Genomic DNA, 26,654 nt, shown 5'->3' on the forward strand with positions numbered 1-26,654 from the left:
TTGAGTCGGTAAGCCTAAGAATTTTGTCTGTATGGGCGATACTGGTTTCGAACCAGTGACCTCTTCCGTGTGAAGGAAGCGCGCTACCACTGTGCTAATCGCCCGTTAGTCTTTAATCCTAGGGTATAAGGGGTTTTCAAGTCAACTCTCTAACCATTCTCAAAGCCTATCTGCCCGATCGATCGCATAGAACTGGCCCGAAAACAAAAATAAGTATTTATACTCAGGCTGTTGTCTTGGGCTGTCTCGATGGCCTAGAGCAAACTCAGCGATCGCGACGCTGCCAATCTCTAGCTGTGGCAAATCCTTCGAGCCATCTGTAAAGATATTGAGATTTAATGATGGATTCAAATAATCAGGCCGCTCTTGAGGCAGCGGTTGAGAAAACCCTGGCCCAAGCCCAGATGCCGGGGGCGGCGATCGCCATCTGTATCGCCGATGAGCCTTTGCTGGCCCTAGGCATAGGCCATCAAGATCGGCATCAGAAAATTCCCCTCCCTGCTGACGCTAGCTTTTATATCTACAGCGTGACCAAAACGCTGATCGCAGCGGCGGTAATGGGGCAAGCCAGCGCCGGGTGTCTCAGTCTAGATGCACCCATTCAAGACTACTGGCCCAACTTCCCCGTGCAGAGGCCTATTACCCTGCGCCAGATTCTTAGCCACACCAGCGGCTTGCCCGACTACGGTGGTCTACCGACCTACCACGACGCCGTCAAAACGACGCCTGGTGCTCCCTGGTCGCCGGAGGCATTTTTTGAGGTCGCCCGCACTCGCGGACTGTTGTTTGACCCAGGTCAAGGCTGGTCGTACTCAAACATTGGCTATCTGGCGCTCAAAAGGCTGCTCGAGAACACCACAGGAAACTCTATGCAAGACAACTTAGACGAGCTGTTTTTTACACCTCTGGGGTTGAAGCATACCTTTGTCGCTACCTCCTTAGATGAGGTTACGGGCTTGACCCCAGGCTATAGCTCGATGTTTGGTGACCAACTTGAGGATATGTCGCAGCGCTACCATCCCGGCTGGGTTGCCCATGGGGTAGTGGTGTCTACAGCGGCAGAACTGGCCACGATGATGGATGCCCTGATCTCGGGGGAAATTCTTGACCTGGCGCTGGTTGAGCAGATGGCTGAGCCGGTGTACCGCTTGGGGTCGCACCCACCGCTTATGAATCTGGGCTGCGGGCTGGGATTGTTTGTGGATACTGACTCACCCTATGGGCGAGTGACAGGCCACAACGGGGGTGGGCCAGGCTATTCGATCGCGGCCTTTCACTTCTCAGGGCTGGCGGGTCGCCCCACCACCATCGCTGCTGCGACTAACCGAGAAGGCGACAATGTGGGGGTCGATGTGGCCTATGCCGTGGCTCGTGTGCTGGCCGCCGCCTGACGCGTAACTGCGAGCGGGCAAGATAGCGCTGTGAACTCGCCAGCCCCCGGCCCCCTCTCTGAGCATCAAACCCACCCCCCGCTACAGTTTTGCCTGCTTGCGCCACACCGCATCGGCCACGCGGCAGACGTCGTGCATCTCGGCCCCGTCGTGGACGCGGAGGATATCGGCTCCGCCGGCGATCGCCGCACAGCAGGCCGCTGCCGTGCCCCATACCCGCTGCTGGGGGTCGGGCTGGTCGAGTATCCAGCCGATAAAGCTTTTGCGCGACGGGCCGACCAGCAGTGGCGACCCCAATTCGCGAAACCGACTGAGCTGTTGCAGCAGTTCTAGGCTCTGGGCAGAGGTTTTGGCAAAGCCCAGGCCGGGGTCAACGGCAATTTTGCTGGGTTTGACGCCGACGGCGATCGCCGCTTCGATCTGGTGCTGCAAAAATTCGTAGATTTCGCCAATCAAATCGTGATAGTCGGTGCGCTGCTGCATGGTGATCGGGGTGCCCCGCAGGTGCATAATCATGATTGGCACGCCCAGGTCGGCCACCGTCGAGAGCATGCCCTTGTCGTAGGTGCCCGCCGAGATGTCGTTGACAATGTCGGCCCCGGCCCTCACCGCCGCCCGCGCCACCGACGACCGAGTCGTATCTACCGAGATAATTGCCTGGGCCAAACTATCGTCGTCATTTCGCCGAATCGCCTCAATCACCGGAATCACCCGCTCTAGCTCTTCAGTGCGAGTGATCGACTCGGCCCCAGGGCGGGTCGACTGGCCGCCAATGTCTAGAATATCGGTGCCGTGGTGTACTAGGTGCCGCGCCTGGGCCAGGGCGCGCTCGACTGTGTTGAACTGGCCACCATCGCTAAAGCTGTCGGGGGTGACGTTGAGCACTCCCATCAGATAGGTGCGGCTGCCCCAGACAAAGGTGCGATCGCGAATCTTCCAAGGAGAGGGGGCGGTAAGCACAGACATAGGGGCAATCCAGTAGATCTCTGCCTAGCTTAGCGGAAATGGTGGGGACTGTTTGAGGGGATGATGGTATGGCCTTGGGGACGGGGTATTGTTGGCGGCAGAGGCCTCGAATCGGGGGACTGAGTTGCTTGCCGCTATCGCGAACCCTGGGGCGGGCTGCTTAGATCGGGCGAGGTTAAGGCCCATCCCATCAGGGTTCTCGCTGGAATAGATAACCTGCTCTCAGGGTTTTGGCCTACTACCTCCGTAAGGACTAAAAAATGTGGCTAAACTGATTGACCGCCTCCCACCTCAATCCGCCACCAGTCGGGCCACCCTTCTGGCTCTTGGTACGGTGTTGGTCATTCTGGCGATCAGTGGCCTAGAGCTATTCTTCTCATACCAAAACACTCTGCAAGCCATCACCACCGAGGCCGAAATCACCAGCTATCTGGTGTCGGAATGGGTGGACGCCGCCTTCTCTACGCCTCGCCACTTGCTGCTTGAGCTCACCACGGGGGTTGATCCGGCTGAGCTGGTCTACCCTGCGGTGGATACCGACCAGCACGCCCTGCGGACTCAGCAGATTATTCGTCAGGCCAAACTGTATCCACAAACGCTGTTTTTGGGCTTGTTTAACCGAGATTGTGTGGTGACTCACACCTCCATTGGGTTTAACCTTGGCTTTGATTTGAGCTATCGCGAATACTGCGATCTGGTGTTTGAAGAACCGATCGCGACCTACAAGGTCAGCAATATGTTCATCTCTGTAGAAAATAAGATGAACATCACCATGTCTTATCCAGTGCTGCGTGACGATCAATCCGTCGCTGGATTTGGGCTCATCGGCCTCGATCTTGCGATCTTTCAAGAGTGGCTCAATCGCCTGGAGACCAGGCCGGGGATGGTCGTGAGCGTCTTTGATTTTAAACACCAGCTGTTGGCCCGCACGCCAGGATTGTCCTCTGAGTTGGGGCAGGTGGTCAGACGTCCCGAGTCGGATGCCATGAGTCGGCCCGATGCCCCTAGGACAAAAAGCCTGAGAGCGCGATCGCCCCTCGATAGCGAAGATCGAGTCTGGTCATTTCGTCGCGTGGCGGACCTGCCTTTTCTCATGGTGGTGGGCATTTCCACCCAGGAGGCCCTGCGGGAATGGCGATCGAAATGTCTAATTTATCTGCTGGGCAATGGCATGCTGATCGTCATCACGGGGCTGGGCCTGCGGGAGTTTTACCGCAGTCAGCGCCTGGTCCAGCGCATGGAACAGCTGGCCATTACCGATCCGCTCACGGACTTGATGAACCGCCGCAAATTCCTTGAGATTGCCGCCGCCAGGCTGGAGGAGGCCGATCGGTATGAGCAGCCGCTGTCGGTGATGTTAATCGACCTTGATCATTTCAAAGCGATCAACGATCGCCATGGTCATGATGTGGGCGATCGCGTGCTGCAAGACTTTGCCAGTGTGCTGCGAAAATCGGCCCGCACAACGGATGCGATCGCTCGCTGGGGAGGTGAAGAATTTATTGTGCTGCTGCCCTTTAGCTGTTGGCAAGAGGCGATGCGCCTTGGGGCACGACTTCAGGAAACCCTGGGAAAGTTTCCCGTTGCCGATGAGATCTATATCACGGTCAGTATGGGGGTGAGCCAATATCACCGCCCTGAATCCATTGAGGATGTGATTAAGCGGGCGGACAGGGCGCTGTATCAGGCTAAGGAAAATGGCCGCAACCGAGTTGAATATATTTCCTCTCCCTAGGGGGGCGATCGCGTCACCAAAATGTCGTAAATGTCTACCCAGCGATCGCCCTATTTTTGTATGCAGAAGGCTGTCAGACCTCGGAGGTTTGAGAAACCTCCAAGGTCTTTGCCGCTACAGGTTGGCTATGGCATCGGGGACTGGATATTTCTCTATTTCGCTGAGGGGCAGCAGTAGGGTGTCTTCGATGTATTGCCGGGTGGCTTTGGTGACGTAGCAATCGCTGTTGAGGCAATCGACCAAGAGTTGATTAGCATCGCAGTACTGTCGCAGCTTTTTGGCTTGGGTCGGGCTAAACTGCCAACAGTAGCCAATGTCACGATTTTCTATTATGAAATCCCTGATTTCTTCAGCCCAGATCTCGGTGTCAGGCAAACGCCATTTCTTGTGATCTTTCAAATTTTTAAGGTCTATCAACTTGATTTTAAAATTCTGAATCTCAAGCTTTATTTCAGGAAGATTTTCGGCCATTTTCTCGGCAAGAGTGAGACTATGCTCAATTTGCTGAATAGGATCACTCTTGCCGCTGAGTCTGCTTGATAAAGCTAGATTACAGGCAAGGGCAAGGTTGCGGTCGAGGACTAATTCAGGGTCGCTGTCGATAGCGAAGTCTAGGTTGCGGGCTATATCACTGTCAAGAGCGAAGTCTAGGTAGAGAACACCATGACTACTAAGGAAGAGGGTGCGATCAAGGCCTAGTGCCAGATCGTAGTAAAAAGCACGGATGGCAGCAGGTTTGCAGGGAGTATTAACTGAGGTCGCTTTTTGCTGTAGCCAAGCTAAAAAGTCTTGGAGAAATTTTGGCTTCTCTGTCGCATCATCCTGCATCAGTGAGTCAATATTCTGCTTTATTAAGAGCAACAGCATGTCGGCCTCGGGCAGCATCTCTACCGCAAGCAAAATAACTTCTCGGTAGCGTTGTTCAGTTATGCAAATGGCCAGATTTTGTAGCTTTAGATGCAGGTTTTCAGTGGGGCTAGTGATTTGCTGTGCCGTCAAGTATTCCTGAAACGTGAGGTGCGAAAACGAGTAAATTCCCCTAGCCCGTTCTACAAGTAAGCCATGCTGAGCCTCGATGGATTTCAGCACCGCTTCACTGTCCAACTGTAGGGCTTCTTCATCCTCGTTAGCCCCCGGTAGGTTGCGAATATAGCGGATAATATGCTGCTCTATGGTAGCCTGTTTAAAGAAATAATCCCCCCGTTCATAGGTTTCAAAGGCAAGCTGACTTAGCAGATCTTCCTTGCGCTTGAGGGAGAGCTTTTTATAAACCTGGTCGCGCTCAATGTTGCGTTTGCCATCCCACTTTTTCAACAGCACGTCCAGTCCCTCCTTGTATAACTCTGTCCGGTTCGCCGGAAAGTCTGCCGCCTCGCCAAACACCAGACACAGCAGCGTCAGCAGCAGCGGGTTGGTCGCCAGTTCTTGAATCGGTTCGTTATCCTCTAGTCGCTGAATAAAGGTTCCAGCCTTTTTGGGGTCGTTTTTAACCGCGAACCATTTGGTAGCAAACTCTGCTATTTGCTCTTGGTCAAAGTCGGCTACCTCCACCTCGGTAAATTGCTCAAAGGTGTATTCACTGGCGGCAATGCGGCAGGTGATCACGCACTGGCAATTTCTAAACTGGTGGGCAAAGGTTTTAATATCTTGCAGCACTCGGTCGTGGTCTGTTTCGTACACCTCATCCAAGCCATCCAGCAGCACCAGGGCTTTGCCGCTGTTCAATACTGTCGAAAGCGCATCTGCCCCTTCCACGCCGCAGACATTCCACTGGCGCTGAATGTAGGCTTGCAGATTAGGTTTTCCTTCGGCCTCGGCATAGTCCTTCAGCGTGACAAACACCGGCACCCGCTGAGGCTGAAATTCGCCCTGGTTGCAGAGAATGGCCAGCCGCTTCATAAAGGTGGTTTTGCCCGCCCCTGGCTTGCCCAAAATCATCAGTTGGCTGTGTTCTTCAACCGCTTGCAAACCGGGCACCCGTTCGTGGCGCACTTGGCCCAGCAAAAAGCGATCAAAGTTTTCTGGGTCGCAGTCTTGCAGCAGCTCATCCAGGCCCAGCCGTCGCCTGCCAGAGAGCTTTTCGAGAATGTTGACGCTGGTGTAGACGTCGCCCAGGCCAATGGGCTGCTCCATATCCAGCACCCGCATAGTGCCGCAGCGGGTTTGTATATCGTCATATACCTGGGCGCGGATGGTCTGCACCAGGGCATCTATATCTGTTTCGGCTTCTGTAGTTGCAAACTCGGCCGGTGTAGTTTTGCGATACTCGTCCAGCAAAAGGTCGTGGAGCTTGCGGAGCTTCCCCGGCCCTCCGCTACTAATGCTGAACTTGGTGTAGACACCAGTCATGCGGTTACGCAATGCATTAACGCTGATGTGTAGCGCCTCAGCATCAGCCTGCTCGTTGTCTTTATCCCCTAACCGTTTGATCAAAGCCTCGGTTTGCTCGGGCGAGAGATCGTATCGTTTGGCAAAGGTGGCTAAAAAGTCGGCAGGCAACGGCTGCATAGACACACCGGACAAGAATTTCGGTACTGCCAGGTTAACCCATCCCATAGAGAAGGGCTCAGGGCGTTTCCTGGGATGAATTCAGTCTTTAGCTCACGACTGGAGTTAGGTCAGGCTAAGTCAGCCCAGGTCAGCCAACATCAGGGAGAAAACTCCAAACTGCCCTTGCGACAGTGAATACATCGATTCACGCAAGGCATTAAACCCATGAAAAAACCAAGTTCCAATCTCATTCTCGCCTCCGTCCTCGCGCTCACCCTGGGCTCTGGGGGTACGGCGCTGCACCTGGCCAGCCAGCCCACCCTCACCGAGCAGCAAAACCGCTTATTCAACAGCGCGATCGCCCTCTGGATCACCGGCACCACTGCCCTCGTCGGCCTCCTCGGTACCGGTAAACCCCATGAATAGGCTCTGCGCTAAAAAGCACAACCCAAAAACGCGCCAACAGGCCAACGTGCTAACGTTCCCCCTACAACACCTTCTCCAAAAACTGCTGGGCGCGATCGCTCTTCGGGCTGCTAAAGAACACATCCGGCGGCGCATCCTCCACCAGGTAGCCGCCATCGAGAAACAGCACGCGATCGGCTACCTCGCGGGCAAAGCCCATCTCGTGGGTGACGATGCACATGGTAATGCCCGTCTCTACCAGGGCCTTCATCACCTCCAGCACCTCCTTCACCATTTCGGGGTCGAGGGCGCTGGTGGGTTCGTCAAACAGCATCACGTCAGGCTCCATGGCCAGGGCGCGGGCGATCGCCACCCGCTGCTTTTGCCCCCCCGACAGCCGCGAGGGGTACTGGTCAGCCTTTTCCGACAGCCCCACCTTGGCCAGCAGATCCAGAGAAATCTTGCTGGCGTCCGCCTTCGAGAGGCCCTTTACCTTCATCGGCGCGTAGGTGAGGTTGCCCATCACCGTCTTATGCGGAAACAGGTTGAAATGCTGAAACACCATGCCTACGTTCTGCCGCACCTTGAGGATGTCGCACTTGGGCGACGTGATGTCGATGCCATCGACAAAAATGTGCCCCGCCGTAGGACTTTCTAGCAGGTTAATGCAGCGCAGCAGGGTCGATTTGCCCGACCCCGAGGGGCCGATAATCGCCACCACCTCGCCGCTGCCCACTTCGGTGGAAATGTCCTTCAACACCTCCAGCGGCCCAAACGATTTGACCAAATGCTCGATTCTAATCACTGCGGCGCATCCTCCGTTCCAAGACATTGGCGGCCTGGGTCAGGCCCATCACCATCACGTAGTAGATCACCCCCACCACGATCAGCGGCTCAAAGTAGAGAAAGGTCTGCCCCGCCACCACCTGGGCGCGCCGCATCAAATCCAGCACCCCAATGGTAGACACCAGGGCCGAATCTTTCAGCAGCGCAATGCTCTCATTCACCAGGGCAGGCAGAATGTTCTTAAACGCCTGGGGCAAAATGATGTCGAGCATCATCGGCTTATAGGCCACCCCCAACGACATCGCCGCCTCCCGCTGGCCCTTGTCTACTGCCATAATGCCCGCCCGAATGGTCTCGGAGCTGTAGGCCGCCGAGTTGAGGGCAAAGGTAAACACCCCCGCCTCAATGGGCGAGATCTTGTAGCCAATCAGCTGCGGCGTGGCAAAGTACACCAACGCCAGCTGCAAAATCAGCGGTGTACCCCGAAAAATCGAGGTGTAAAACTCTGCAAACCACCGCAGCGGCTTAATGCTGGAGATTTTCAGCAGCGACAGCAGGGTGCCCAGGGTAAACCCAAACAGGGCCGACAGTAGGGTGAACTGGAGGGTGACGACAATGCCCTTCAAGATGAAGGGCAGCGACGGAATAATCTGGCCGAAGTCTAGGTTCATCGGGCTAGGTTCATTGGGTTAAGTGCATGGGCCTCAACTATTCAGCCCCGTCGCCAAACCACTTCACAATCAGCTCCTCCATCAGGCCGCTGGCCTGCATTTCGGCCAGCACCCGGTTAAACTCGGGGGTCAGCTCCGAGCCCTTGGGGAAGGCAACGGCAGACCCCGCCTCGCCCTCTTCAGGGATTTCTACCATGGCTAGATCGGGATTGTTGGCCAAAAAGCCTGCCGCTACGGTGTCTTCAATAATGGCGGCATCAATGCGCCCCGTCTTCAGCTCCTGCACGATTTCGTTGATGCGGTTGAGGGGCGACAGCTGCATGTCGGGGGTGGTTTCGGCCAGTTCTTTGCCCAGCTCTTCTTGAATGGAGCCCAGCTGCACTGCCACGGTTTTGCCGCTCAAGTCGGCGGGGGAGGTGATCGCCACACTCACCGGAAACACGATCACCTGTTTGGCGTCGTAGTAGATGTCTGAAAAATCGACGTTTTGTTTGCGCTCTTCGGTGGGGGTCATGCCCGCCATCACAAAGTCGGCTCGGTTGGCCTGGAGGGCCGGAATCAGACCGTTGAAGTCGATGTTGGTGATCTCTAGCTCGTAGCCTAGCTCGGTGGCGATGTGGCGGGCAATATCGACGTCAAAGCCAACAATCTCCTCGGTGCCGCCAGCGGTTTCGACAAATTCGTAGGGGGGGTAGTCGGCGGAGGTGGCCATGGTTAGGGTGCCCCCTTCAGCGTCACCGCCTGCAGATTGGCCGCCACCACAGGCGGTGGTTAGGCCTACGGTAGCCAAGGCCACCGCCGCAGTAGACGCCAAAAACCAACGTCGATTCATCAATCTTTCCTCACTATAGAGCTTGCCTCTGGGTCTCGATGAATGCCCGAGAGAGCTACTTTAGGCCAGCCCAGAGCGCTTTGACTAGAGGGCCGCAACATCCCTAAACAGCTTGCAGAGAAAAATGTTTACCGGTAGTGACCAACATTACCGTTTTGCTAAGTTGCGTTTTGAGGTTATCCAACGCACTGGGTTGCGATCGCCCCTCTGGGCCGCAATCTGTTTTTCCACCGCCGTTCGCTGGTGAGCCCCATCACTACCGCTCCGTAAGGTGCAAGGGGGCTGGCCATTCAACAACTGCCGACTCGCCTGCCGAGCATGCCCAGATTTAGCCCTAGGAATGGCTTTGCCAAAAGTCTTCCGATGCTGAGGCATCTCTGGGCGGTCGGGTCGAGGTCCAGGAGCTGGATGTGCCGTCGGGGTGGTCTACTCGGTCGGTGGCGTCTGCGGGTTTGGGTCGATCGGGGTGGGCTTGGAGGGCTTTGACTGCCGCGCTCACTTCGGCGGCGATCGCCTGGGCCGACTTAGACACAGGCGGCGACGCTTTTAGAATGTTGAGCTGAAAACTCACCTGCTGAATCAGCAGGTCGCTATCGACCATGGCCAGATCGACATCGAGGCCAAAGTCAACCTGGTTTTTGAGCACGGCGCTGAGCGCCTGGGAGATCAGGTCTGAGCCAATATTCGTGAGGCTGGGAGCAAATTGCTCAACGTAGGCCACCACGGTTTCGGCCACCGCCGTCTCCATGGGTTTTTGGCTTAGGCTAGTGGCCAGCTTTTCGGCTAAAACCCCATAGTCTGGGCTGAGGGCCGCTGCGATCGCCTCCTGGGGCCGATCGCGATCAACCGCTGTCATCTCTGCCGTTAAGGTCTGCACCAGGCGACTGATCAGGCCCAGAGCCTCGGACTGGGTGGTGGGGCGATCGCGCCCTAGCAACGGCAGTACGGCAGTCGCCACGGTGCCCAGCAGCTCAGAGTTGAGCGTTGGCCCAGGGCCGTCGCCGTAGCGGTCTAGGTAGGCCGCTACTATAGTCTGGGCCTCTTGCTCCAGGTGCTGTTGCCATCGGTGAGCTTCCTTGGCCAGGGCGCTACTGGCGCGATCGACGATGGCATCGCGAATCGTCTCGAGGCTGAGCCCAGCCAAGACTTGCTGCACCGCCTGGTCGATTGCCGCCGCCGGGCGATCGCTCTGGGAAAGCCGCAGCAGCGTTCCTAAAATGCCCTGCACTTGGTCAACATGGTTGGGCAGACCGTAGAGGCGATCGTAGGCGTTGAGACCCTTGAGCAGGGTCTCAACCACCTCTGAAGTCGGCAACACGCCAGACACAGCATCGTCAGTCATGGGCAAAGCCTCCCGCCGCCGAGAGAAAAGTAAGAAACCTTGGGCCGATGGTGTCCCTATCCTAGTTGAGAATTCCGCTGGGGTACCAGCCAGCTCTGGAAGTCATCAGCCCCTTAGAGCTTGCCGATATTGCCGTTGTAGCCTCGGGGGGTGATCAGCCAGGGGCCTTGGCGCTGGGTGCTCTGGTTGCCGATCAGCACCACCGTCAGCATGTCGATGGGGGCTGCCAGCAGCTCCCCCAGAGTGGTGCGGTGAATGGTTTCATCGGGGCGATAGACCGATTTCACTACTGCCACCGGGGTTTCGGGGGAACGGTGGGCCATGAAAATGCCGTGGGCCGTGGCAATCTGCTCGGTGCGGGTCTTTGACTTAGGGTTGTACAGCGCCACCACAAAGTCGGCAGCGGCAGCGGCCTCCAGCCGCTTAAGAATTACCTCCCAGGGGGTGAGCAAGTCGCTGAGGCTGATGGCACAGAAATCGTGCATCAGCGGTGCCCCCACCCGCGCCGCCGCCGCCTGGAGCGCCGAAATGCCGGGGAACACTTCCACCGAGGGGGTTGCTCCATCCCACCCGCTCTGCTGGAGCTGCTCTAGTACCAGCCCCGCCATACCGTAGATGCCGCAGTCGCCCGACGACACCACCGCCACGCTCAGCCCCCAGCGGGCCAGGTCAATGGCGCGATCGGCCCGCTGGCGCTCTTGGGTAATGGGCCAGGGTTCCACAATCTGCCCCGGTCGGCACAGGGGGCGAATTTGCTCAATATAGAGGCCGTAGCCGATCACCACATCCGCCTGGGAAATGGCTGCCTTCGCCGCCGGGGTAATCTGACTCAGGTCGCCAGGGCCAGTGCCCACCAGCGCCAGGTGGCCGGGGTGGGGAATGTATTCGCGCTCGGCTTGGGCGATCGCTACCGTCACCGCTCCCGGCTGCCCTTCTACCCGCACCACCTGCTTGGCCACCCGCAGCTCACCCCCCGCCGCCAAGATCGCCGCTGCCTCCGCTACGCTGGGGGTCTGCACCGCCTGTTCAACGATTGCCGATGGATTGGGAACGGGGATGGCTTTGAGGTCTGCGGCGGTAAAGCAGCGCAGGGGCCAGCTGCGTTCGGCACAGAGATCCACCAGGCCCACCTCGTCGGCTTTGAGGTCGAGGCTGGCAATACCGGCGATCGCCCCCTCGGCCAGATGGCCAGCTCGGCACACCCGCGCGATCGCGGCCTCGATCACCGCCTGGGGCGTACCCCGCTCGCAGCCGATGCCCACCCAGAGCACTCTTGGATGCCACTGGGCCTTGGCCAGAGCGCTGTCTGGGGCAAACTGCCGCTGAATGGGGCTAATCCACAGCCGCGCCGCCGGAGCATCGGCGGGCTCAAACACAAAGGGATGCCGGTCGGGCAGGTGGTCTTGCCAGAGAGTGGTGCCCGCATCCTGCAAGACCTCTACGGGTTTGCCGTGGGCCACCGCCGCGCTCACTCCCGTCCAGTCGCCGCTGCCCTTCGTCCAGCCAAAGGGCACCCCCAGCACGTCCACCCCCGGCAGCCCCAGGGCGGCGGCGGATCCCGTAATTACTGGGTTTGCCCCCAGCAGGTGGGCAATCTGGCGGGTCAGGTCATCCCCGCCGCCCTGGTGACCGCCGCAGAGGCTAATCACCTGATCCCCCGTTTCGCTGACTACCACCACGGCGGGATCGCTGGCTTTATCGGTCAGCAAGGGCGCAATCAGCCGCACCACCGCCCCGGTGGCCAGGGCAAAGACCAGGCCGTCGTGGGTTGTCCACAGGTCGGCGAGCGTGTCTTTGAGGGGGCGATCGCACACCCGCACCGACCCATTCCAGGCTGCTGCCTCAGCCACCAGACTAGAGGGAACCCACAGCTCGATGGGGAGGCCGGTGGCTAGGGGAAGGAGAGAGCTGAGCCCGGCGGGGGTAAGGGCGATCGCGGCAAAAGATGACAAAGATGAACCTCAAAGAATGGGTCAAGGCTATATTTTAGGGGCCTGCCCCGCCTAGCGTTGCTATGACCGTTCCCCAAACCCGCACCGAACTTTACCAATTCCTGCTCAATCTCCCCGACGCTCAGTTCAATCAGGTTTTGTTTAGCCTCAACCCGCCGCCGGGCAATATTTCCCCCGCCCAGGCTCCCCGTGGCCAGCGGGTGCCGGAGCTGTTCACCTGGCTAGAGAGCATCGGCCCAGGGTTAGATGCTCTGAAAACCGCCCTGGAGGCAACCCTCAGCCCTCGCTAGCCCCTCCAGACCCGCCGCCCAGCCTGGAGGGGCCACCCAGGGAAACACCCAGCACCGGCAACCGCGCCATCGACATTGGCCAGTCAGTGGAGGGTTCCAATGTGGTGTCTGGGGATGGCAACTCCATCGATCAGTCGCTCACCGTCAACTATTACGGCATGCCAGACACTCAGCCTGCCCCCACCCGCACCGACCGCAACGAAAAAACGCTGATCAACTCGGTGTGGACGGAGGTAGACGATCGCCTGCGCCAGTCGCTGCACAATGCGATTTTGATTCGTCTGGATATGGCCGAGCAGCGCAGCCAGGTGAGCCGCCCCTGGGATAGCGAACTGCGCACCGCCGACCAAAAGGCCAAAACCCTGGCCCCCGGCACCCCCATTGCCGAGGTGTTTGACCGCCGCGATGTGGGCGGCAAGCTGCTGGTGCTGGGCAACCCCGGCGCAGGCAAAACTACCACCATGCTGGACTTGGCGGCCGCCCTGGTACAGCGGGCCAATGGCGACCCAGAGGAACCTATCCCTGTGATGGTAAACCTGTCGTCGTGGCAAAACCCCAAGCAGAGCTTTGCCGACTGGCTGCTAAACGAACTAAAGCTGAAGTATGGCCTGTCGCAAAAGCTGGGACAAACCTGGCTGAACGAAAAAAAGCTGCTGCCCCTGCTAGATGGCCTGGATGAGCTGCCCCCCGCCCGCCAGGAACCGGCAGTGCAGGGCATCAACACCTGGCTGCAAAGCGACACCGGGGCATCCCGCCTGCTGGTGTGCAGCCGGTTAGAAGAATACGAACTCTACGCCGCCAAGCTCGACCTGAATGGAGCCATTTGCCTGAGCCCGCTGACAGACGAGCAGCTAAAAGACTACCTGGCCTCGCTGAAGATGACGCACCTGTGGGAGACCCTACAGCACGATGATGACCTGATGGAACTGGTGCGTACCCCCCTGCTGCTGAGCGTGTCAATTTTGGCCAATGACGAGCTGGATGCAGCCCAGTGGAGCCGTTTGCAGACCACCCAGGAACGGCTGGACTACCTGCTGGATGCCTACATTGGGCGGCGGCTGCACGAGCCGGTAAACAGTAAAGCCTACCCGCCAGGGAAGCAGCCCACGGCGCGGCAAACCCGCCACTGGCTGGTGTGGCTGGCGAGGCAGCTTCAGGCCCAATCAGAAGGTGAATTTTTGATTGAAAAAATGCAGCCTGCGATGCTGGCGAATTGGAGGCAGAGAGCATCTTACATAGTTATTCTCGGACTAGTCACTGGAGTACTAGGTGGATTATTTGGCAGATTTATTGGCGGTTCATTAGGCGGACTAATTGGTGGGTCAATAGGTGGATTGATTTTTGGATCTTTAGGTGGCTTAATTGGCGGGGATAAGCCTATTAACATCATGGAAAATTTCGATCTTTCTTTGCTAAAATCTTCCCAAAAAGAAACTCTATTAAAAATATTTTCTGGATTTATTGTTGGACTGTCTCTAGGATCGTTTTTTGGACTGCTTTTGGGTCTAATGTTAGCTGTTTCAACTGGACTGCTTAGCGAACTGATTTTCGGACTGTTTTGGGGAATGCTTTTTGGATGCGTCGTAGGGCTTATTTTGGGCCTTTCTCTTGGGCTAAAGGTAGATATTGACATCAAGACAATTCCAAACGAGGGTATTATTAAATCTGCCAAAAATATAGTTCCTATCTCCATTCTAAGTTATCCGGCCACTGTTCTGTTAGTCTTGGGAATTCAGCTTTCTGATGCCATAGCAAATGGTGCATTAAATTTAGCTAATGTAGAGTTTAATTTGCTTCAGGCTCTAGTTGAAGGAACTACCTACGCATTTCTGATAGGAGGCGGAGTAGCTGGTTGGTATACCTGTACTCAGCACCTTTCCCTACGCCTGGTTCTCCACCGCACCAACGCCATTCCCTGGAACTATGCCCGTTTTCTCAACCACTGCACCGATCGCCTGCTGTTGCAGCGAGTCGGCGGTCGCTATCGATTCATTCACCGCCTGGTGCAAGAGCACTTCGCCGCCATGCCGTTAGAGAGAGGTAGGGAGTGAGATAGTCATGGGTCAGCAAGATAAACTCTTAATTAAGATTTTGCGCGGAACGTCGGATGCCAACATCTCTTTTGTTCAGCTATGTCAGTTGCTTATTGCTCTAGGATTTGAGGAGCGAATACGGGGCAGCCATCACATATTCTCGAAGGAAGGCATAGAAGAAATCCTCAACTTGCAGCCAAAGCAGGATAAAGCCAAAGCTTACCAAGTGAAGCAAGTCAGAACCATAATCTTGAAATATAAGCTAGGAGAGTAAAATGCCAATCAAATATGAACTCATCATCTACTGGAGCGAAGACGATCAGGCTTTTGTAGTTGAAGTACCTGAGCTGCCGGGATGTGCTGCCGATGGCGAAACCTATCAAGAGGCGGTCGCCAACGTCGAGGTCATCATCCAAGAGTGGATCGAGACAGCTCAATCTCTGGGTCGCCCCGTTCCTGTCCCCAAAGGGCGTCTGCTGTTTGCCTAGTTCTTGATGGTGCACTCGTTAGACAGTTCTATCGTCAATCGGTCATCTGACACCAAAACGTGCCGAATCTGAGGAATGTCGAGCGTTTCAACCATCAAAGAAGTCATGTCAATAAACCGCAGAAAAATCGGCAGGAGCCAACCCTCAACAATGTCGGCATCCCGCTTCCCCAAACCTTCTATTGACTGAGAACAACCTCAATAATAGGTGCCCACCTTGCGGTGGTGGATGGCAGTTTGGCCCTCGGGGTCAGACACCTTGCCGTCCTGCACCGTGCAGTAGACAATCCAGTGATCGCTCACCTCCATGCGGCTGGTGACCTCGCACTCGACGTAGGCCAGGGCATCGGCCAGCAGCGGCGAACCGTTGGTGGCGGGGCGGGTGCGCACTCCGGCAAAGCGATCGGCACCGGGGGCAAACCGCTTCAAGAAGTGCTTCATCAGGCCCAGATGCTTGCCCTCTTCCAAAATATTCAGCACAAAGGTGTCGCCCACCTGCATCAGCGACTCAATGGCGCGGTCTTTGGCCACTGCCACCGTAAAGCCCAGGGGCTGGAAGCTGGCTTGGGCCACCCAGGAGGCCAGCATAGCGCTGGAGAGTTCGCCCTTTTTGGCGGTAATGATGTATAGCCCGCTGCTGATGCGGCCCAGGGCTTTTTCTAGATCGGCGTCAAGGGACTTGAGCTTTTTGAGCTTGGCGGATTGGGCGAGGCCCTGGCCTAGGTCGGTGCCCGCCTCTTCGCAGGACTGGTAGATGCCTTCGGTGGGGGTGTCTTTGATGCGAATGGGGGCAAAGGCAGAAATTAGCTCCAGGTCTTGAAACTTGGTAGCCAGGGTGTCGATCGGCTCGTCGTCGCCGCCGTAGGACTCGTATAGACCAATGGTTTGTTTGCCGTGCACGGCGGCCAGCACCGTGCCCAGGGCCGTCTGGGTGGCTTGGGCACCCGCCCCAGACGCAGGCGGCATACCAATCACCAGGCCCTTGGCCCGGCCCACCAGCTCCGTCACCTCCTGGGGGTCGGCGGAGCGCATGTCCATCATCTCGACTGCCACGCCGGTTTTGGTAATGCCTCGGGCGATCGCCTGGGAGATGCGATCGCTAAACCCATAGTCCGACACATAGAACACCGCCACCAGGTCTTCGGATTTGGTCTTCTCCTGGCTCCAGCGCTGGTAGCGGCCCGTGAGCTCGCCCACGTTGTAGCGCAGCAGAGGGCCGTGGCCGGTGCCAATGATAGTTACCGGGGGCAGCGCCTCCATGCGCTTCATCGCGCCCAGCACCGATCGCGCATTGGGGGCCATCAGGCACTCGTAGTAAAAGCGAAAATCGGGGGAAATCGCCTCTAAATCTTCGTCGTAGGGGGCGTCGCTGCAATAGTGCAGGCCAAAGGCGTCGCAGGTAAACAGCACGCCGGTTTTGTGGTCGTAGGTAAAGATGGTGTCGGGCCAGTGCAGGTTGGGGGCGCTGACAAACTCCAGTACATGGCCGTTGCCCAAATCCAGGGTGTCGCCGTTTTTGACGATCAGGCGCTCAAAGGGGCGGTGCACCAGGTCTTCGAGAAAGGCGATCGCCACCTTGGCCCCCACTACTACCGCTTGCGGGGCTAGCTCTAGCACGTCGCGTACCAGGCCGCTGTGGTCGGGCTCGGTGTGGCTAATCACCAGGTAGTCGATGGTGGTGGGGTCGATCTCGCCCGTGAGAGTCTTGAGGTACAGCTCGCGAAACTTGGCGTGGGAGGTATCGACTAGGGCGACCTTTTCGCCCCGCACAATATAAGAGTTATAGGTGGTGCCGTTCTGCAGGCCAAACTCAATGTCAAAGCGATCGCGATCCCAATCCAAAGAGCGAATGGTGGTGGTGTCGTCGGCCACCCCTTCGACTTGAATGGTGAGGCGTTTTTGTGTCGGTGCCGCTACAACCATGGAGACTCTCCTACAAAACTCGGTGCCCCTCGGCCAAACTGGGTGGTTGACCCAGGGTTTAGCAATCAAAAGGTTTCTTAACTCTCTGTATTCTCGCTTAAAAATTGGGGGCTAGGGATCAAAATCTCTTATTACTCCAATTGCGATCGGTAACCATCGTCAATGGCTATGGCTCTAGTTCGAGTACCCTAGGGGCAGCGATCCCCCACGCACAGCCAGATGCTGGTAACTCCGGCACCAAACGGGGCACCCTACGGCTTCAGGCTGTGAGGATGAGGTTGCTGCTCAGCCCACAGATCAACCCCTCGACTAGTGCAGGCAGAAAATCGCGCTGTTTGCACATTCCAAACCATCCCAAACCTTGGGTTTGGGCCATCTAACCCAGCTTGCCTATGCTACCTCCAACCGGAGCCTTGGTGCTTGAGCCCACCGCCGATGGTTCGATGACGCTATTTTCTGAAGATTTTGGCGAGTGGTTTCACAGCCGCACTGGAGCCTACGCCGAAGCCTACACCACCTACGTCGAAGCTTCGAATCTGGCCAGTCTGGCCCAAGGCCCCAGTCTGGCACTGCTGGATGTGTGCTACGGCCTGGGCTACAACTCGGCGGCAGCCCTAGCCACCATAGCCCAAGTCAACCCCGCCTGCCGTCTTCAACTGATGGCCCTAGAGCTTGACCCTCGAGTGCCACGCCGGGCCGTGGAGATAGATTTGATTAATGGCTGGCCGTCTCCCGTGCAAGACTGCCTGCGGGAGTTAGCCGCGACCGGCCAAGCCCACCGACCTGGGCTAGAGGCCTCTCTGCTGTGGGGCGATGCCCGCCAGCGCATTCAAACAGTTGAGCAGTCGGGCTTTCAGGCCGATGTGGTGTTCTTTGACCCCTTTTCGCCGCCCCATTGCCCCGAGCTGTGGACGGTGGAATTTATTCAGCGGGTGGCCCGCTGCCTCAAACCCTCGGGCAAACTAGTCACCTACTCCTGTGCAGCAGCGGTGCGGACAGCCCTGCAAATGGCCGGTCTATGGATTGGCCCCGTCAATGCGGCTGGTCGCCGCTGGCCCGGCACCCTGGCTCAGAAAAGCCCCACTGGTCTTGCGCCCCTGTCGCCGCAAGAGCAAGAGCATCTGCTCACCCGGGCGGCTGTGCCCTATCGCGATCCCACCCTGACCGACGCTGCTGACACCATTCGTCAGCGGCGCCAGCAGGAGCAGGCCACCTCATCCCTAGGGGCAACGTCCCAGTGGCGCAAGCGGTGGCTACCCTCCCCCAACGCTGCCTCTGGGCAGCGGTAACTCGTTAGATTGACGGATTGTTCTATGGCTTTGGTTGTTGCCCTTTGAAGGTTTTTGCTGTGCCTTACCCAAACTCATCACAACCCCGGGTGCTGGTGGTGGATGATCATGCGCCCAGCCGCATGACTGCCGTAGCACTGCTGGCGGTGGAAGGCTACGAAGTGCTCCAGGCTGCCTGCGGTCAGAACGCCCTTGGCCAGGTGTCACAGCACCCGATCGACCTAATTTTGCTAGACGTAATGATGCCCGGCCTCGATGGTTTTGAGGTCTGCCGCCAAATTAAAGGTAATGATCACACGCGGCTGATACCGGTGGTGTTTGTGACCGCTCTGGGCGATCGCGAAGCCAGGCTGCGGGGCATCGAGGCTGGCGGCGACGACTTTTTAACCAAGCCCTTTGACAATCTTGAACTGTCGGCCCGGGTCAAGTCGCTGATTCACCAGAAGCGCCTCAACGAAGACCTCGACCACGCCGAGCAGGTGCTGTTTTCCATCGCTCGCACCATTGAAAGCCGCGATCCCAATACCGGTGACCACTGCGATCGCCTGGTCAGCCTGGGGCGGGCCTTTGGCGAATACCTCGGCCTGTCCTCAGGGCAGGTGCGCGATTTGGCCTGGGCAGGCTATCTGCACGATATCGGCAAAGTTGGCATTCCCGATGCCGTGCTGCTCAAAACTGGCCCCTTTACCCTGGCGGAGCGCACCATCATGGAGCAGCATGTCGCCATTGGTGAATCGATCTGCCGTCCCCTGCGCACCATGCAGGGAGTGGTGCCGATCATTCGCCACCACCACGAACGCTGGGACGGCAGCGGCTACCCCGACGGCCTCAAGGGGGATGCTATTCCCTACCTGGCCCAGGTCTTTCAGCTGATCGATATTTTTGATGCCCTCACCCATGCCCGCCCCTACAAGCCAGCTTTTTCGTTTGAGGAGTCGATTCAGACGATTCGCCAAGAGGTCGAGAGGGAGTGGCGCAACCCGAGCCTAGTGCACCAGTTTGAGGCGTTTATTGGCCACTATCAACCCATGACTGTTCCTGGCCGAGGCCCTGCGATCGACAACTATACAGAGCACCAGCAAGTATGAATATGGCTTGATCGAAGGTGCAATATGGCATTGTGTAGCGGACTTAGCTTTTTCTATAGACCTATCACAATTATTGTTTATTAATAATCTCCTGAGTCTTGTCACCTAAAGCCGTCTTAGAGCGCCTGATTCCAAGCACTTGTGACTAGATTATGGCCACCGTTCTCGACACAGTGCCTTCAGTCACACGACTTATCTAGCCTCTATTTCATCTTCAACCCTATGTTCGTAGCCTTGGTTTTCCCCAAAATTTTTGACATTGCCTAGGGCTGACGACCACCCAAGAATTTTTGAGACACACGCTTAAGGGACTTTTTACACCGTGGATGCACCGCAAAAACTGGCTTTCATTGTTCAAGCGAACCGTTTGCAGGGGTTGATCTGGCAGGCTCTGCTCAAATCGCAAAAGCTAGCCATTATCTTAGAGCCTGCTGACCGAGACTTGGCCGACTGTCTCAGCCAAATTGCCAGAGCTGGGCTGGCCCTGCCCGATGTGATTGTGCTAGACGCTGAGGCCCCAGAGCTAAATCCTTACGAATTTTGCCGCTGGTGCCGCGAAGCGTTTCCTCAGATTCAGGTTTTCTTAACTCGCTGTCGACAGCTCCACGTCTCCGATACTGAGCGGCGCTGGGCTCAGCAGCAGGGGGCTACAGATTTTCTTAGCGGCTTTGAGCGCGATAGCTTAATGACGAGTGCCACCGCTAACGTCAAGCGCATTCTCACTAGCCTTGACTACCCCTTTCTCAACGAGAAAGCTTTGCTGACCGTGCTGCTCAATATCCGCCGACAGCTCAGTGCCATCCAGGCCACTGCCGCTACCACACCTAAGGCACAGCGTCAGGGGCCAAAAAACAGACCTGCCGGGTTGACCCTAGCCGCTACGGCTAAGCCTACCCCCGAGCCAGCAGGGGCGATGCCTGACCCCCTCAACGATTTGGAGTGGGTCACCTCAGGGTTGCGCTCTCTGGGCGACACGCTGACTGGTACTGGGCGCATGACAGCGGTGACGCCCCCTCCGACTCCTAAGACTAGTGCTTTGCCCTCTACCCCTGTCGAGGAAAAGTTGGTCGATGGCACCGCTGTGCGCCGATATCGAGGGGTGGTCTACTAAGGGTTACCTGCGGCGGCAACCTTTTTAAAGAGAAGATGCCTAAAGAGGCCTAGGTTGGGTTGTGTAGCCTTTGGCTTTGTCTGTAGCAATCCGGCAAACACGCCAGCCGTGATGCCCACGCTGCTGAAGCCTCACCCTAGCGTTCTCTGGCAATAGGAATCTAGCAATCATCGTGATTGCCGTGCTCAGGCCAATCGTCCATGCCGCTGCTGAATATTCTGGCGGCGCTCAAGGTGGCACTGGGGTCTTGGGCCGTCACGCTGTTGTTTATTCGCTACCGAGGGCTGCTATAGCCATTGCTGAGTACATCTCTCCTGGGGCTTAGGGCTATCCCCTTCTGGTGACAGAGGGTAGCTGAGAAATGGTTTCTTACTATGCAGACATCCTTTACTTTAGGAAGCTGCAGTTATGGCTAGCTCAACCGACAAGACTAACAAATCTGATCAAGATCGCAAATCTACTCAAGCTACGGGCGGTTACAACACCCCCATTGACGAGAGCCAGCGGCATACGGGCATGTATGAAGAGGGCGATGGCAAGCAATCTGCTCAACCCGAAGGCGGCAGCAGCAACGCAGGCCCAGAAGGTGCCCCTAACCAAGGCCTAGAGAAGCGCTAGCTTATAGCCATTAAGTCAAGACTTTGAGACCGCCGCGATCGCGCTCTAGGGCTGCCCCCAGAGCGCGATCGCGGCGTTTGCTTAGGTGCTGGCTTGCTGTAGGTAGACCGCTAGGGCGTCGGCCATCACTTGGGCCATGGGTCGGCCCTCCTTTTCAGCGGTGGCTTGCAGGGTCATAAACAGGTCGTGGGAGATGCTCAGGCGATGGCGGCCCTCCTTGGTGTGGCGGGGGGTGTACTGCTCGGCGTTGTAGGTGGCGGCAAACTGGCGCAGGGCCTGAAAACCGACGCGATCGCAAAAGTCCCCAAAGCTTTCCCCCAGCTTGCGCCCGTCGCGGAAGAACACAAACAGCGGCTCCAGGGTAGTCTCTAGATCGTTGTCGTGCAGCCGCTCCATATAGGTGCGGGCCAGCCGGGTCTGGTGGGGCGAGCCCCCCAGCCACACCTGGTACGACTCTGGGGCACTGCCCACAAAGCCCAGCTCCGCCATATAGGGGCGAGCGCAGCCGTTGGGGCAGCCGGTCATGCGCACTACAAAGTGCTCATTTTCTAGCCCCAGCTTGGTCAGCAGGGCGCGCAGCCGCCCCAGCACCGTAGGCATAATCCGCTCGCTCTCGGTCACCGCCAGGCCGCACAGGGGCAGAGCAGGGCAGGCCATGGCGTAGCGCACCAGGGGGTCTAGCTCGGTCTCTTTAGCCACGCCGCAGCGGGTGAGAATCGCCTGAATTTCCTCCTTATCTCCGGGGTTGATCTCGTAGAACAGCACGCTCTGGTTCGGCGTCACCAGCATGGGCAGGCTAAACCGCTGCACAATTTCCTTCAGCGCCGTTTTCAGCTGTAGCCCCTCGCGGTTGAGAATACGGCCATTCTCGATGGGCACCCCCAGAAACAGCTGGCCGTCGCCCTGCTCGTGCCAGCCCAGATAGTCGTAAAACGTCCACTTGGGCAGCTTTTTGAAGGGCTTCAGCGGCTTGCCCAGATAGGTCTCTACCTGCTGGCGAAAGCGCTCCACGCCCCAGTCGTTGATCAGGTACTTCATGCGGGCGTGGCGGCGATCGTGGCGATCGCCATAGTCGCGCTGGGTGGCCACGATCGCCTTCATCAGCTCATAGACATCGGCCTTGTCCACGTAGCCAATCTCGTCGGCAGCGCGGGCAAAGGTTTCTTCTTTGTTGTGGGTGCGGCCCAGGCCACCCCCCGCCAGCACGTTAAAGCCCTTGAGCTGGCCAGCCTTATCGGTGATCACCACCAGGGTGACATCGTGGGTATAGGCATCGATAGAGTTGTCGCCGGGCACCGTCACCGCGCACTTAAACTTGCGGGGCATGTAGTGGGTGCCGTAGATCGGCTCCGGGTTGTTGTGAATGATGGTGCCGTTGCCGTTGCGCTGGCGGGCCGCCACCACGTCGGGGTGCTCTTCAGCACTGAGAAACTTTTCGCCGTCGAGCCAGATCTCGTAGTAGGCCTCGGTCTGGGGTCGCAGCAGGTCGGCAATGTTGTTGGCGTATTCCTGCGCCAGCAGGTATTCGGGCCGGTTTTTGTAGGGCGCGGGCGGGGCCATGACGTTGCGGTTGAGGTCGCCGCAGGCCCCCAAGGTCGAGCCTAGACTGCGCACGATCGCCCCGATGGTGGCCTTCAGGTTTTGCTTCAGCACCCCGTGGAGCTGAATGCCCTGGCGGGTGGTGGCCCGCAGGGTGCCGTTGCCGTACTCGTCGGAGAGGCGATCGAGGGTCAGATACAGCTCAGGGGAAATGTAGCCACCCGGATTGCGGGTGCGCAACATCATCTGGTAGTCCTTCTCTTGGCCCTTGGCCCGGTTGTCGCGGTTGTCCTGCTGGTATGAGCCGTGAAACTTGAGAATTTGAATCGCCGGTTCAGAAAAGTGGCTGGTATCTTGCAGCAGCTCACTGGCCACCGGTTCGAGCAGGAAGTGGCTGTTTTCTTTAATCACCTCCACCTTGGAGGGAGTTAGCCCGGGGGCAGTAGAACTGGGTTTGATCGGCGTCTGAACCATGGCAGCAAGAAAATGACCGTAGAGAGCAGGCCCGCAGAGCAGCGCCATCGGTCTAGCGCTACCCTGTAGACTAAATTGTGAGGAACGGAGTGATTATAATTCTCCGGTAACTCGGTCGGGATTGTGGTGAATCCTAGCTAATCATATCATTGGGATCCAAAGATTTTCCCCAATTCCGACCTTTAGTTCACAGGATGTTATGACTCTTCAAGCAGGCCTTGCCCCACTACGGCGGCTACCAAATCTACGGGGCTGTGGCTGTTATTGAGAGTGACCCAAGCACCGATCGCTATGCCTACCGGCAGGGTCTGTTTATGGTCAAACAAACCGGCGAGACAGTAGCGATCGCACCTTCCGCGCCACCGCCTTGTAAAGCCTTCAACCCCCACTCTTTCAACTTTCTAACCTCCTAGCCACCCCCCACCCCGCCATGCCCGACGCCCTCATGTACCAAGAAGAGATGTTTGTAGTACTGATGCCCGGTGAGGCGGAGGTGTTTCTCACGCCGGAGGAACTGCTGGAGAAACTGGTGGGGCTGCTGGGCGATCGCCAGGAATTCTTGCCCCGCGACCTCCAGCGCTTTGCCACCGTGGCCGAGCAGGCCCGGCACCTGCGCGACACCGCCTGCGAACTAGAGCTGGCACCGGGCGAAGCCATGCAGTGGTACGTGGTGCGGTTAGAAAAATAGGCGTTGCTGAACCGACGCATGAATTTGGGTAGGGGCAAACGGCCGTTTGCTCTTACGAGAGCCGTTGGCATGTTTGATTCATACCTGAATCCAGCAATGCCGAAAAATAACCGCCCTGGGCGGGTAAACAGCCGTTTACCCGCCCAGGGCGATCGTAGGCCCAGGTTTGAGATTAAACCGCGATCTTGCCGCCGTCGTTGCGGGTGATCACCACCGTGGCCGAGCGGGGGCGAGCATTGCCGCCGTCGGGCCAGTGGCTGGTGAACTGGGTCGGGTCAGTGGCCGAGGTGCTGTTTTCGCCGGGGTGTTGGATGTTGACGAAAATCACCCGGCCATCGGGCGACTCGGTGATGCCGGTGATCTCGCAATCGCGCGGCCCCACCAGAAAGCGACGCAGCACCGTGGGGCTGGCTTCCTTACCCATGTAGGTTTTTACCTGCTGATCGGCATCGCCGTTGACGGGCACGGCTTTGTTGTTGACCATTTTGGCCCCGCCGTCGCCTACGCTACCGGGCAGCGCCGCCAGCATCATGCAGTTGGTGCTATCGGTGATGTAGCCGTCGTCGGTTTGCAGCCACAGCAGGCCGGGCACCGCCTCACTAAACCACAGACCATCGGGGCTAGAGAAATCATTGTCATCGCTCAGGCCAGACAGGTTGACATCGGCCGCCGCCGTGGCCCGCGCCCCAAACAGGTAGACATCCCAGGTAAAGGTGGTGGCGGCGTGGTTGTCTCTGGCTTCGCGCCAGCGCACCACGTGGCCGTTGACGTTGCCCCTGCTGACGCTTTCGCCCTTGGCATCGGCGTAGTAGCGAGGATTGGCGGCATTCAAGGGGGTTCTGACGCCGCGCCCGCTGCTGCTCGACACGTTGTTGGTTAGGGTGAGATAGACCTCACCGTTGACCGGGTTGACGCCGCCCCACTCAGGACGATCCATCTTGGTGGCCCCGGCGGCATCGGCGGCGATGCGGGCATTGATCAGCACGTCGGCCTCGTCGGCAAAGGCGTAGTCGGCGTAGTTGGCAATTTTGGGATTGTTCAGGGTCAGGGGCAACCATTCGCCAGTGCCATCGTCGTTAAACTTAGCGGCGTAGAGGGTGCCTGCATTCAGGTACTTATCTCCAGCGGCCATGCCCCGGTTGGCGTCGCGGGGGTCCCACTGGGCGGCGGAGACAAACTTGTAGGTGTACTCGTTGCGGGCGTCGTCGCCAGAGTAAAACACCAGTGGTTGACCCGCCACGGGGGCCGCCGGCCAGCAGCCCTCGTGGGCAAAGCGCCCGATCGCCGTGCGTTTTTGTGGCATGGCATTGGGGTTAAAGGGGTCGAGCTCTACTACCCAGCCAAAGGTGTTGGCCACGTTGCGATAGTCCTGGTTGGGGCGGTCAGCGGTTTTGCTGGCATCCCAGCGCCGATAGAGATCGGGGTTGCCAGTGGCGTCGGCCCGCGACCAGTTGTAGCGACCCGAGGTAGCATTGCCCAGACCGTAGCGATTAAAGGAGGCCAATTCTTTAGCGGTGCGGGCCGTGTCGTCTTCGCGGCGGTTAAAGTAGCCGACCCAGTTTTCCTCACAGGTGAGGTAGGTGCCCCAGGGGGTGTAACCGTTGGCGCAGTTGTTGAGGGTGCCGCGGGTCTGCTCACCGCTGGGGGAAAAGGCCGTGGCCATCATGGGGCTGCGGCGGGCCGGCCCGCTGATCTGGCAGCGGGTGGCGGCGGTAAGCCGATGGTTAAAGCGCGAATTGCGGTTGACTTCGTAGGTCGATCCCTGCTTCACCACTTCCACCACGGTGACGCCGTGGGCGGCCACTTCTTTGTCGATTTCGATCGCCGGGCGGGCGTCGGTGCTCTCGGGGCCATAGTTGGTGGGGCCATTGGGGTGCACAAAGCCCAGGTCTTCACAGACCTCGTGGTTAATGCACAGCAGGGCGCGATCGCTGCCGTTGGGGTCCCAGCCATTGCCAGCCCGATTCATACCGAAGTAGTGCATGGCGTCGTGGTGGTCGCCTGCCCGCACCTCAAAGTCGGTGTCGGTGCCGTCGTTTTTATAGGCAGACACGTTGCTCTTGAGCGGATCGCCCGTCGCCAGCAGCACCCGTGCGGTGTAGCCCTCGGGCACAATTAGGGTGTCAGCAATGCTCTTGGGCACGGGCGAAAAGCTGAGGCTGAGGTTGGCAGCGGCGGCGGTCTCTTTTTTCACCGAGTTGGCTAGAAAGGCCATGCTACCGCCCAGCATAGAAGCGGCAACCAAGGAAGAACTGCCCTTGAGAAAGCCCCGCCTGCCGAGCCGGGCCCGCTCTAGCACTGCATGGAAAGACTCGTTATTGGACGGATTGTGATTTTCATCCTCAATGTTTACTACCTTTTTGAGGACGGCGCGAAAATCTTGCTTTTTGGCCATTGTGGTCAGGGCTCCCCAGATTAATCATTTATTGCCGAGCAGATAATATGAGGCCATGGTGAGGAATGAATTAAGCGCCGTCAATCTTTTTCTTAAGGGATGGGAAAGATGTCTTAACCCTCGGCTTAACCCCATGATTTATGGGAGTT

The 26,654-nt window shown here is 57.8% G+C and carries 22 protein-coding genes, 1 tRNA gene and 2 pseudogenes; 14 read left to right on the forward strand and 11 right to left on the reverse strand.

Going from position 1 to position 26,654, the window contains the following annotated elements; translation table 11 throughout:
* Positions 1-32: 32 nt before the first annotated feature.
* Positions 33-104: transfer RNA gene (locus tag AC0QKW_RS23875), tRNA-Val, on the reverse strand.
* A 234-nt stretch (positions 105-338) separates the two neighbouring features.
* Here AC0QKW_RS23875 and AC0QKW_RS23880 point away from each other — a divergent pair.
* A complete protein-coding gene (locus AC0QKW_RS23880; RefSeq protein ID WP_473153608.1) occupies positions 339-1,391 on the forward strand; it encodes a serine hydrolase domain-containing protein in 1,053 nt (350 codons plus the stop codon).
* Positions 1,392-1,472: 81 nt separating this feature from the next.
* Here AC0QKW_RS23880 and folP read toward each other — a convergent pair whose 3' ends face one another.
* Positions 1,473-2,357 (reverse strand): dihydropteroate synthase, encoded by an 885-nt coding sequence (gene folP, locus AC0QKW_RS23885; RefSeq protein ID WP_473153609.1) that lies wholly within the window; start codon positions 2,355-2,357, stop codon positions 1,473-1,475.
* Between the two features lie 262 nt (positions 2,358-2,619).
* On the opposite strand from folP, the gene AC0QKW_RS23890 reads away from it, so the two are divergent.
* Entirely contained in the window at positions 2,620-4,092 is a 1,473-nt protein-coding gene (locus AC0QKW_RS23890) for a sensor domain-containing diguanylate cyclase (protein WP_473153610.1), read from the forward strand.
* A 114-nt stretch (positions 4,093-4,206) separates the two neighbouring features.
* Here the strand turns inward: AC0QKW_RS23890 and AC0QKW_RS23895 are convergent, their stop codons facing one another.
* Positions 4,207-6,600, reverse strand: a complete 2,394-nt coding sequence (locus AC0QKW_RS23895) for an NACHT domain-containing protein (RefSeq protein WP_473153611.1) — start codon at positions 6,598-6,600, stop codon at positions 4,207-4,209.
* A 207-nt stretch (positions 6,601-6,807) separates the two neighbouring features.
* Between AC0QKW_RS23895 and AC0QKW_RS23900 the strand changes: the two genes are divergently transcribed.
* On the forward strand, positions 6,808-7,008 hold the full coding sequence (locus AC0QKW_RS23900; RefSeq protein WP_473153612.1) for a hypothetical protein: 201 nt from the start codon (positions 6,808-6,810) through the stop codon (positions 7,006-7,008).
* A gap of 61 nt (positions 7,009-7,069) precedes the next feature.
* Here AC0QKW_RS23900 and AC0QKW_RS23905 read toward each other — a convergent pair whose 3' ends face one another.
* The 5 genes from AC0QKW_RS23905 to cobJ all read right to left on the reverse strand — a co-directional run bounded on the left by AC0QKW_RS23905 (position 7,070) and on the right by cobJ (position 12,570).
* A complete protein-coding gene (locus AC0QKW_RS23905) occupies positions 7,070-7,792 on the reverse strand; it encodes an amino acid ABC transporter ATP-binding protein (protein ID WP_473153613.1) in 723 nt (240 codons plus the stop codon).
* Complete coding sequence (locus AC0QKW_RS23910) at positions 7,785-8,444, reverse strand: amino acid ABC transporter permease (RefSeq protein WP_473153614.1); 660 nt, start codon at positions 8,442-8,444, stop codon at positions 7,785-7,787. Before AC0QKW_RS23910 ends, AC0QKW_RS23905 begins: the two co-directional genes overlap by 8 nt.
* A 37-nt stretch (positions 8,445-8,481) precedes the next feature.
* Entirely contained in the window at positions 8,482-9,276 is a 795-nt protein-coding gene (locus AC0QKW_RS23915; RefSeq protein WP_473153615.1) for a transporter substrate-binding domain-containing protein, read from the reverse strand.
* 334 nt (positions 9,277-9,610) lie between these two features.
* Positions 9,611-10,618 carry a hypothetical protein gene (locus AC0QKW_RS23920; protein ID WP_473153616.1) on the reverse strand — a complete coding sequence of 336 codons (1,008 nt, stop codon included), beginning with the start codon at positions 10,616-10,618 and terminating at the stop codon, positions 9,611-9,613.
* Positions 10,619-10,731: 113 nt separating this feature from the next.
* Entirely contained in the window at positions 10,732-12,570 is a 1,839-nt protein-coding gene (gene cobJ / locus AC0QKW_RS23925) for a precorrin-3B C(17)-methyltransferase (protein WP_473153617.1), read from the reverse strand.
* A 62-nt stretch (positions 12,571-12,632) separates the two neighbouring features.
* On the opposite strand from cobJ, the gene AC0QKW_RS23930 reads away from it, so the two are divergent.
* The 4 genes from AC0QKW_RS23930 to AC0QKW_RS23945 all read left to right on the forward strand — a co-directional run bounded on the left by AC0QKW_RS23930 (position 12,633) and on the right by AC0QKW_RS23945 (position 15,381).
* A complete protein-coding gene (locus tag AC0QKW_RS23930; RefSeq protein WP_473153618.1) occupies positions 12,633-12,860 on the forward strand; it encodes a hypothetical protein in 228 nt (75 codons plus the stop codon).
* Between the two features lie 101 nt (positions 12,861-12,961).
* Positions 12,962-14,911 (forward strand): NACHT domain-containing protein, encoded by a 1,950-nt coding sequence (locus AC0QKW_RS23935; RefSeq protein ID WP_473153619.1) that lies wholly within the window; start codon positions 12,962-12,964, stop codon positions 14,909-14,911.
* Between the two features lie 7 nt (positions 14,912-14,918).
* Entirely contained in the window at positions 14,919-15,167 is a 249-nt protein-coding gene (locus tag AC0QKW_RS23940) for a type II toxin-antitoxin system HicA family toxin (RefSeq protein ID WP_473153620.1), read from the forward strand.
* A gap of 1 nt (position 15,168) precedes the next feature.
* The gene (locus tag AC0QKW_RS23945) at positions 15,169-15,381 is read left to right on the forward strand and encodes a type II toxin-antitoxin system HicB family antitoxin (protein ID WP_473153621.1); all 213 of its coding nucleotides are present in this window, start codon (positions 15,169-15,171) and stop codon (positions 15,379-15,381) included.
* A gap of 197 nt (positions 15,382-15,578) precedes the next feature.
* Here the strand turns inward: AC0QKW_RS23945 and AC0QKW_RS23950 are convergent, their stop codons facing one another.
* A complete protein-coding gene (locus tag AC0QKW_RS23950) occupies positions 15,579-17,303 on the reverse strand; it encodes a diflavin flavoprotein (protein WP_473153622.1) in 1,725 nt (574 codons plus the stop codon).
* 392 nt (positions 17,304-17,695) lie between these two features.
* On the opposite strand from AC0QKW_RS23950, the gene AC0QKW_RS23955 reads away from it, so the two are divergent.
* The 5 genes and pseudogenes from AC0QKW_RS23955 to AC0QKW_RS23975 all read left to right on the forward strand — a co-directional run bounded on the left by AC0QKW_RS23955 (position 17,696) and on the right by AC0QKW_RS23975 (position 21,409).
* Positions 17,696-18,592, forward strand: coding sequence for a tRNA (5-methylaminomethyl-2-thiouridine)(34)-methyltransferase MnmD (locus AC0QKW_RS23955; protein ID WP_473153623.1), 897 nt, complete (start codon positions 17,696-17,698; stop codon positions 18,590-18,592).
* 59 nt (positions 18,593-18,651) lie between these two features.
* On the forward strand, positions 18,652-19,680 hold the full coding sequence (locus AC0QKW_RS23960; RefSeq protein WP_473153624.1) for a response regulator: 1,029 nt from the start codon (positions 18,652-18,654) through the stop codon (positions 19,678-19,680).
* Between the two features lie 322 nt (positions 19,681-20,002).
* A complete protein-coding gene (locus tag AC0QKW_RS23965) occupies positions 20,003-20,791 on the forward strand; it encodes a response regulator (RefSeq protein ID WP_473153625.1) in 789 nt (262 codons plus the stop codon).
* Between the two features lie 200 nt (positions 20,792-20,991).
* Positions 20,992-21,084: pseudogene (locus tag AC0QKW_RS23970) on the forward strand (cation:proton antiporter); the annotation flags it as partial.
* 115 nt (positions 21,085-21,199) lie between these two features.
* A complete protein-coding gene (locus AC0QKW_RS23975) occupies positions 21,200-21,409 on the forward strand; it encodes a hypothetical protein (protein WP_473153626.1) in 210 nt (69 codons plus the stop codon).
* 81 nt (positions 21,410-21,490) lie between these two features.
* Here AC0QKW_RS23975 and sir read toward each other — a convergent pair whose 3' ends face one another.
* Positions 21,491-23,422, reverse strand: a complete 1,932-nt coding sequence (sir, locus tag AC0QKW_RS23980; protein WP_473153627.1) for a sulfite reductase, ferredoxin dependent — start codon at positions 23,420-23,422, stop codon at positions 21,491-21,493.
* 206 nt (positions 23,423-23,628) lie between these two features.
* On the opposite strand from sir, the pseudogene AC0QKW_RS23985 reads away from it, so the two are divergent.
* Positions 23,629-23,835: pseudogene (locus tag AC0QKW_RS23985) on the forward strand (hypothetical protein); the annotation flags it as partial.
* Positions 23,836-23,852: 17 nt separating this feature from the next.
* Positions 23,853-24,110: a CRR7 family NDH-1 assembly protein gene (locus tag AC0QKW_RS23990; protein WP_473153628.1), complete on the forward strand. Its 258-nt coding sequence runs from the start codon at positions 23,853-23,855 to the stop codon at positions 24,108-24,110.
* Positions 24,111-24,282: 172 nt separating this feature from the next.
* Here AC0QKW_RS23990 and AC0QKW_RS23995 read toward each other — a convergent pair whose 3' ends face one another.
* Entirely contained in the window at positions 24,283-26,505 is a 2,223-nt protein-coding gene (locus AC0QKW_RS23995; protein WP_473153629.1) for a PhoX family protein, read from the reverse strand.
* Positions 26,506-26,654: the final 149 nt, after the last annotated feature.

This window comes from Pseudanabaena sp. PCC 9330, from assembly GCF_055795045.1.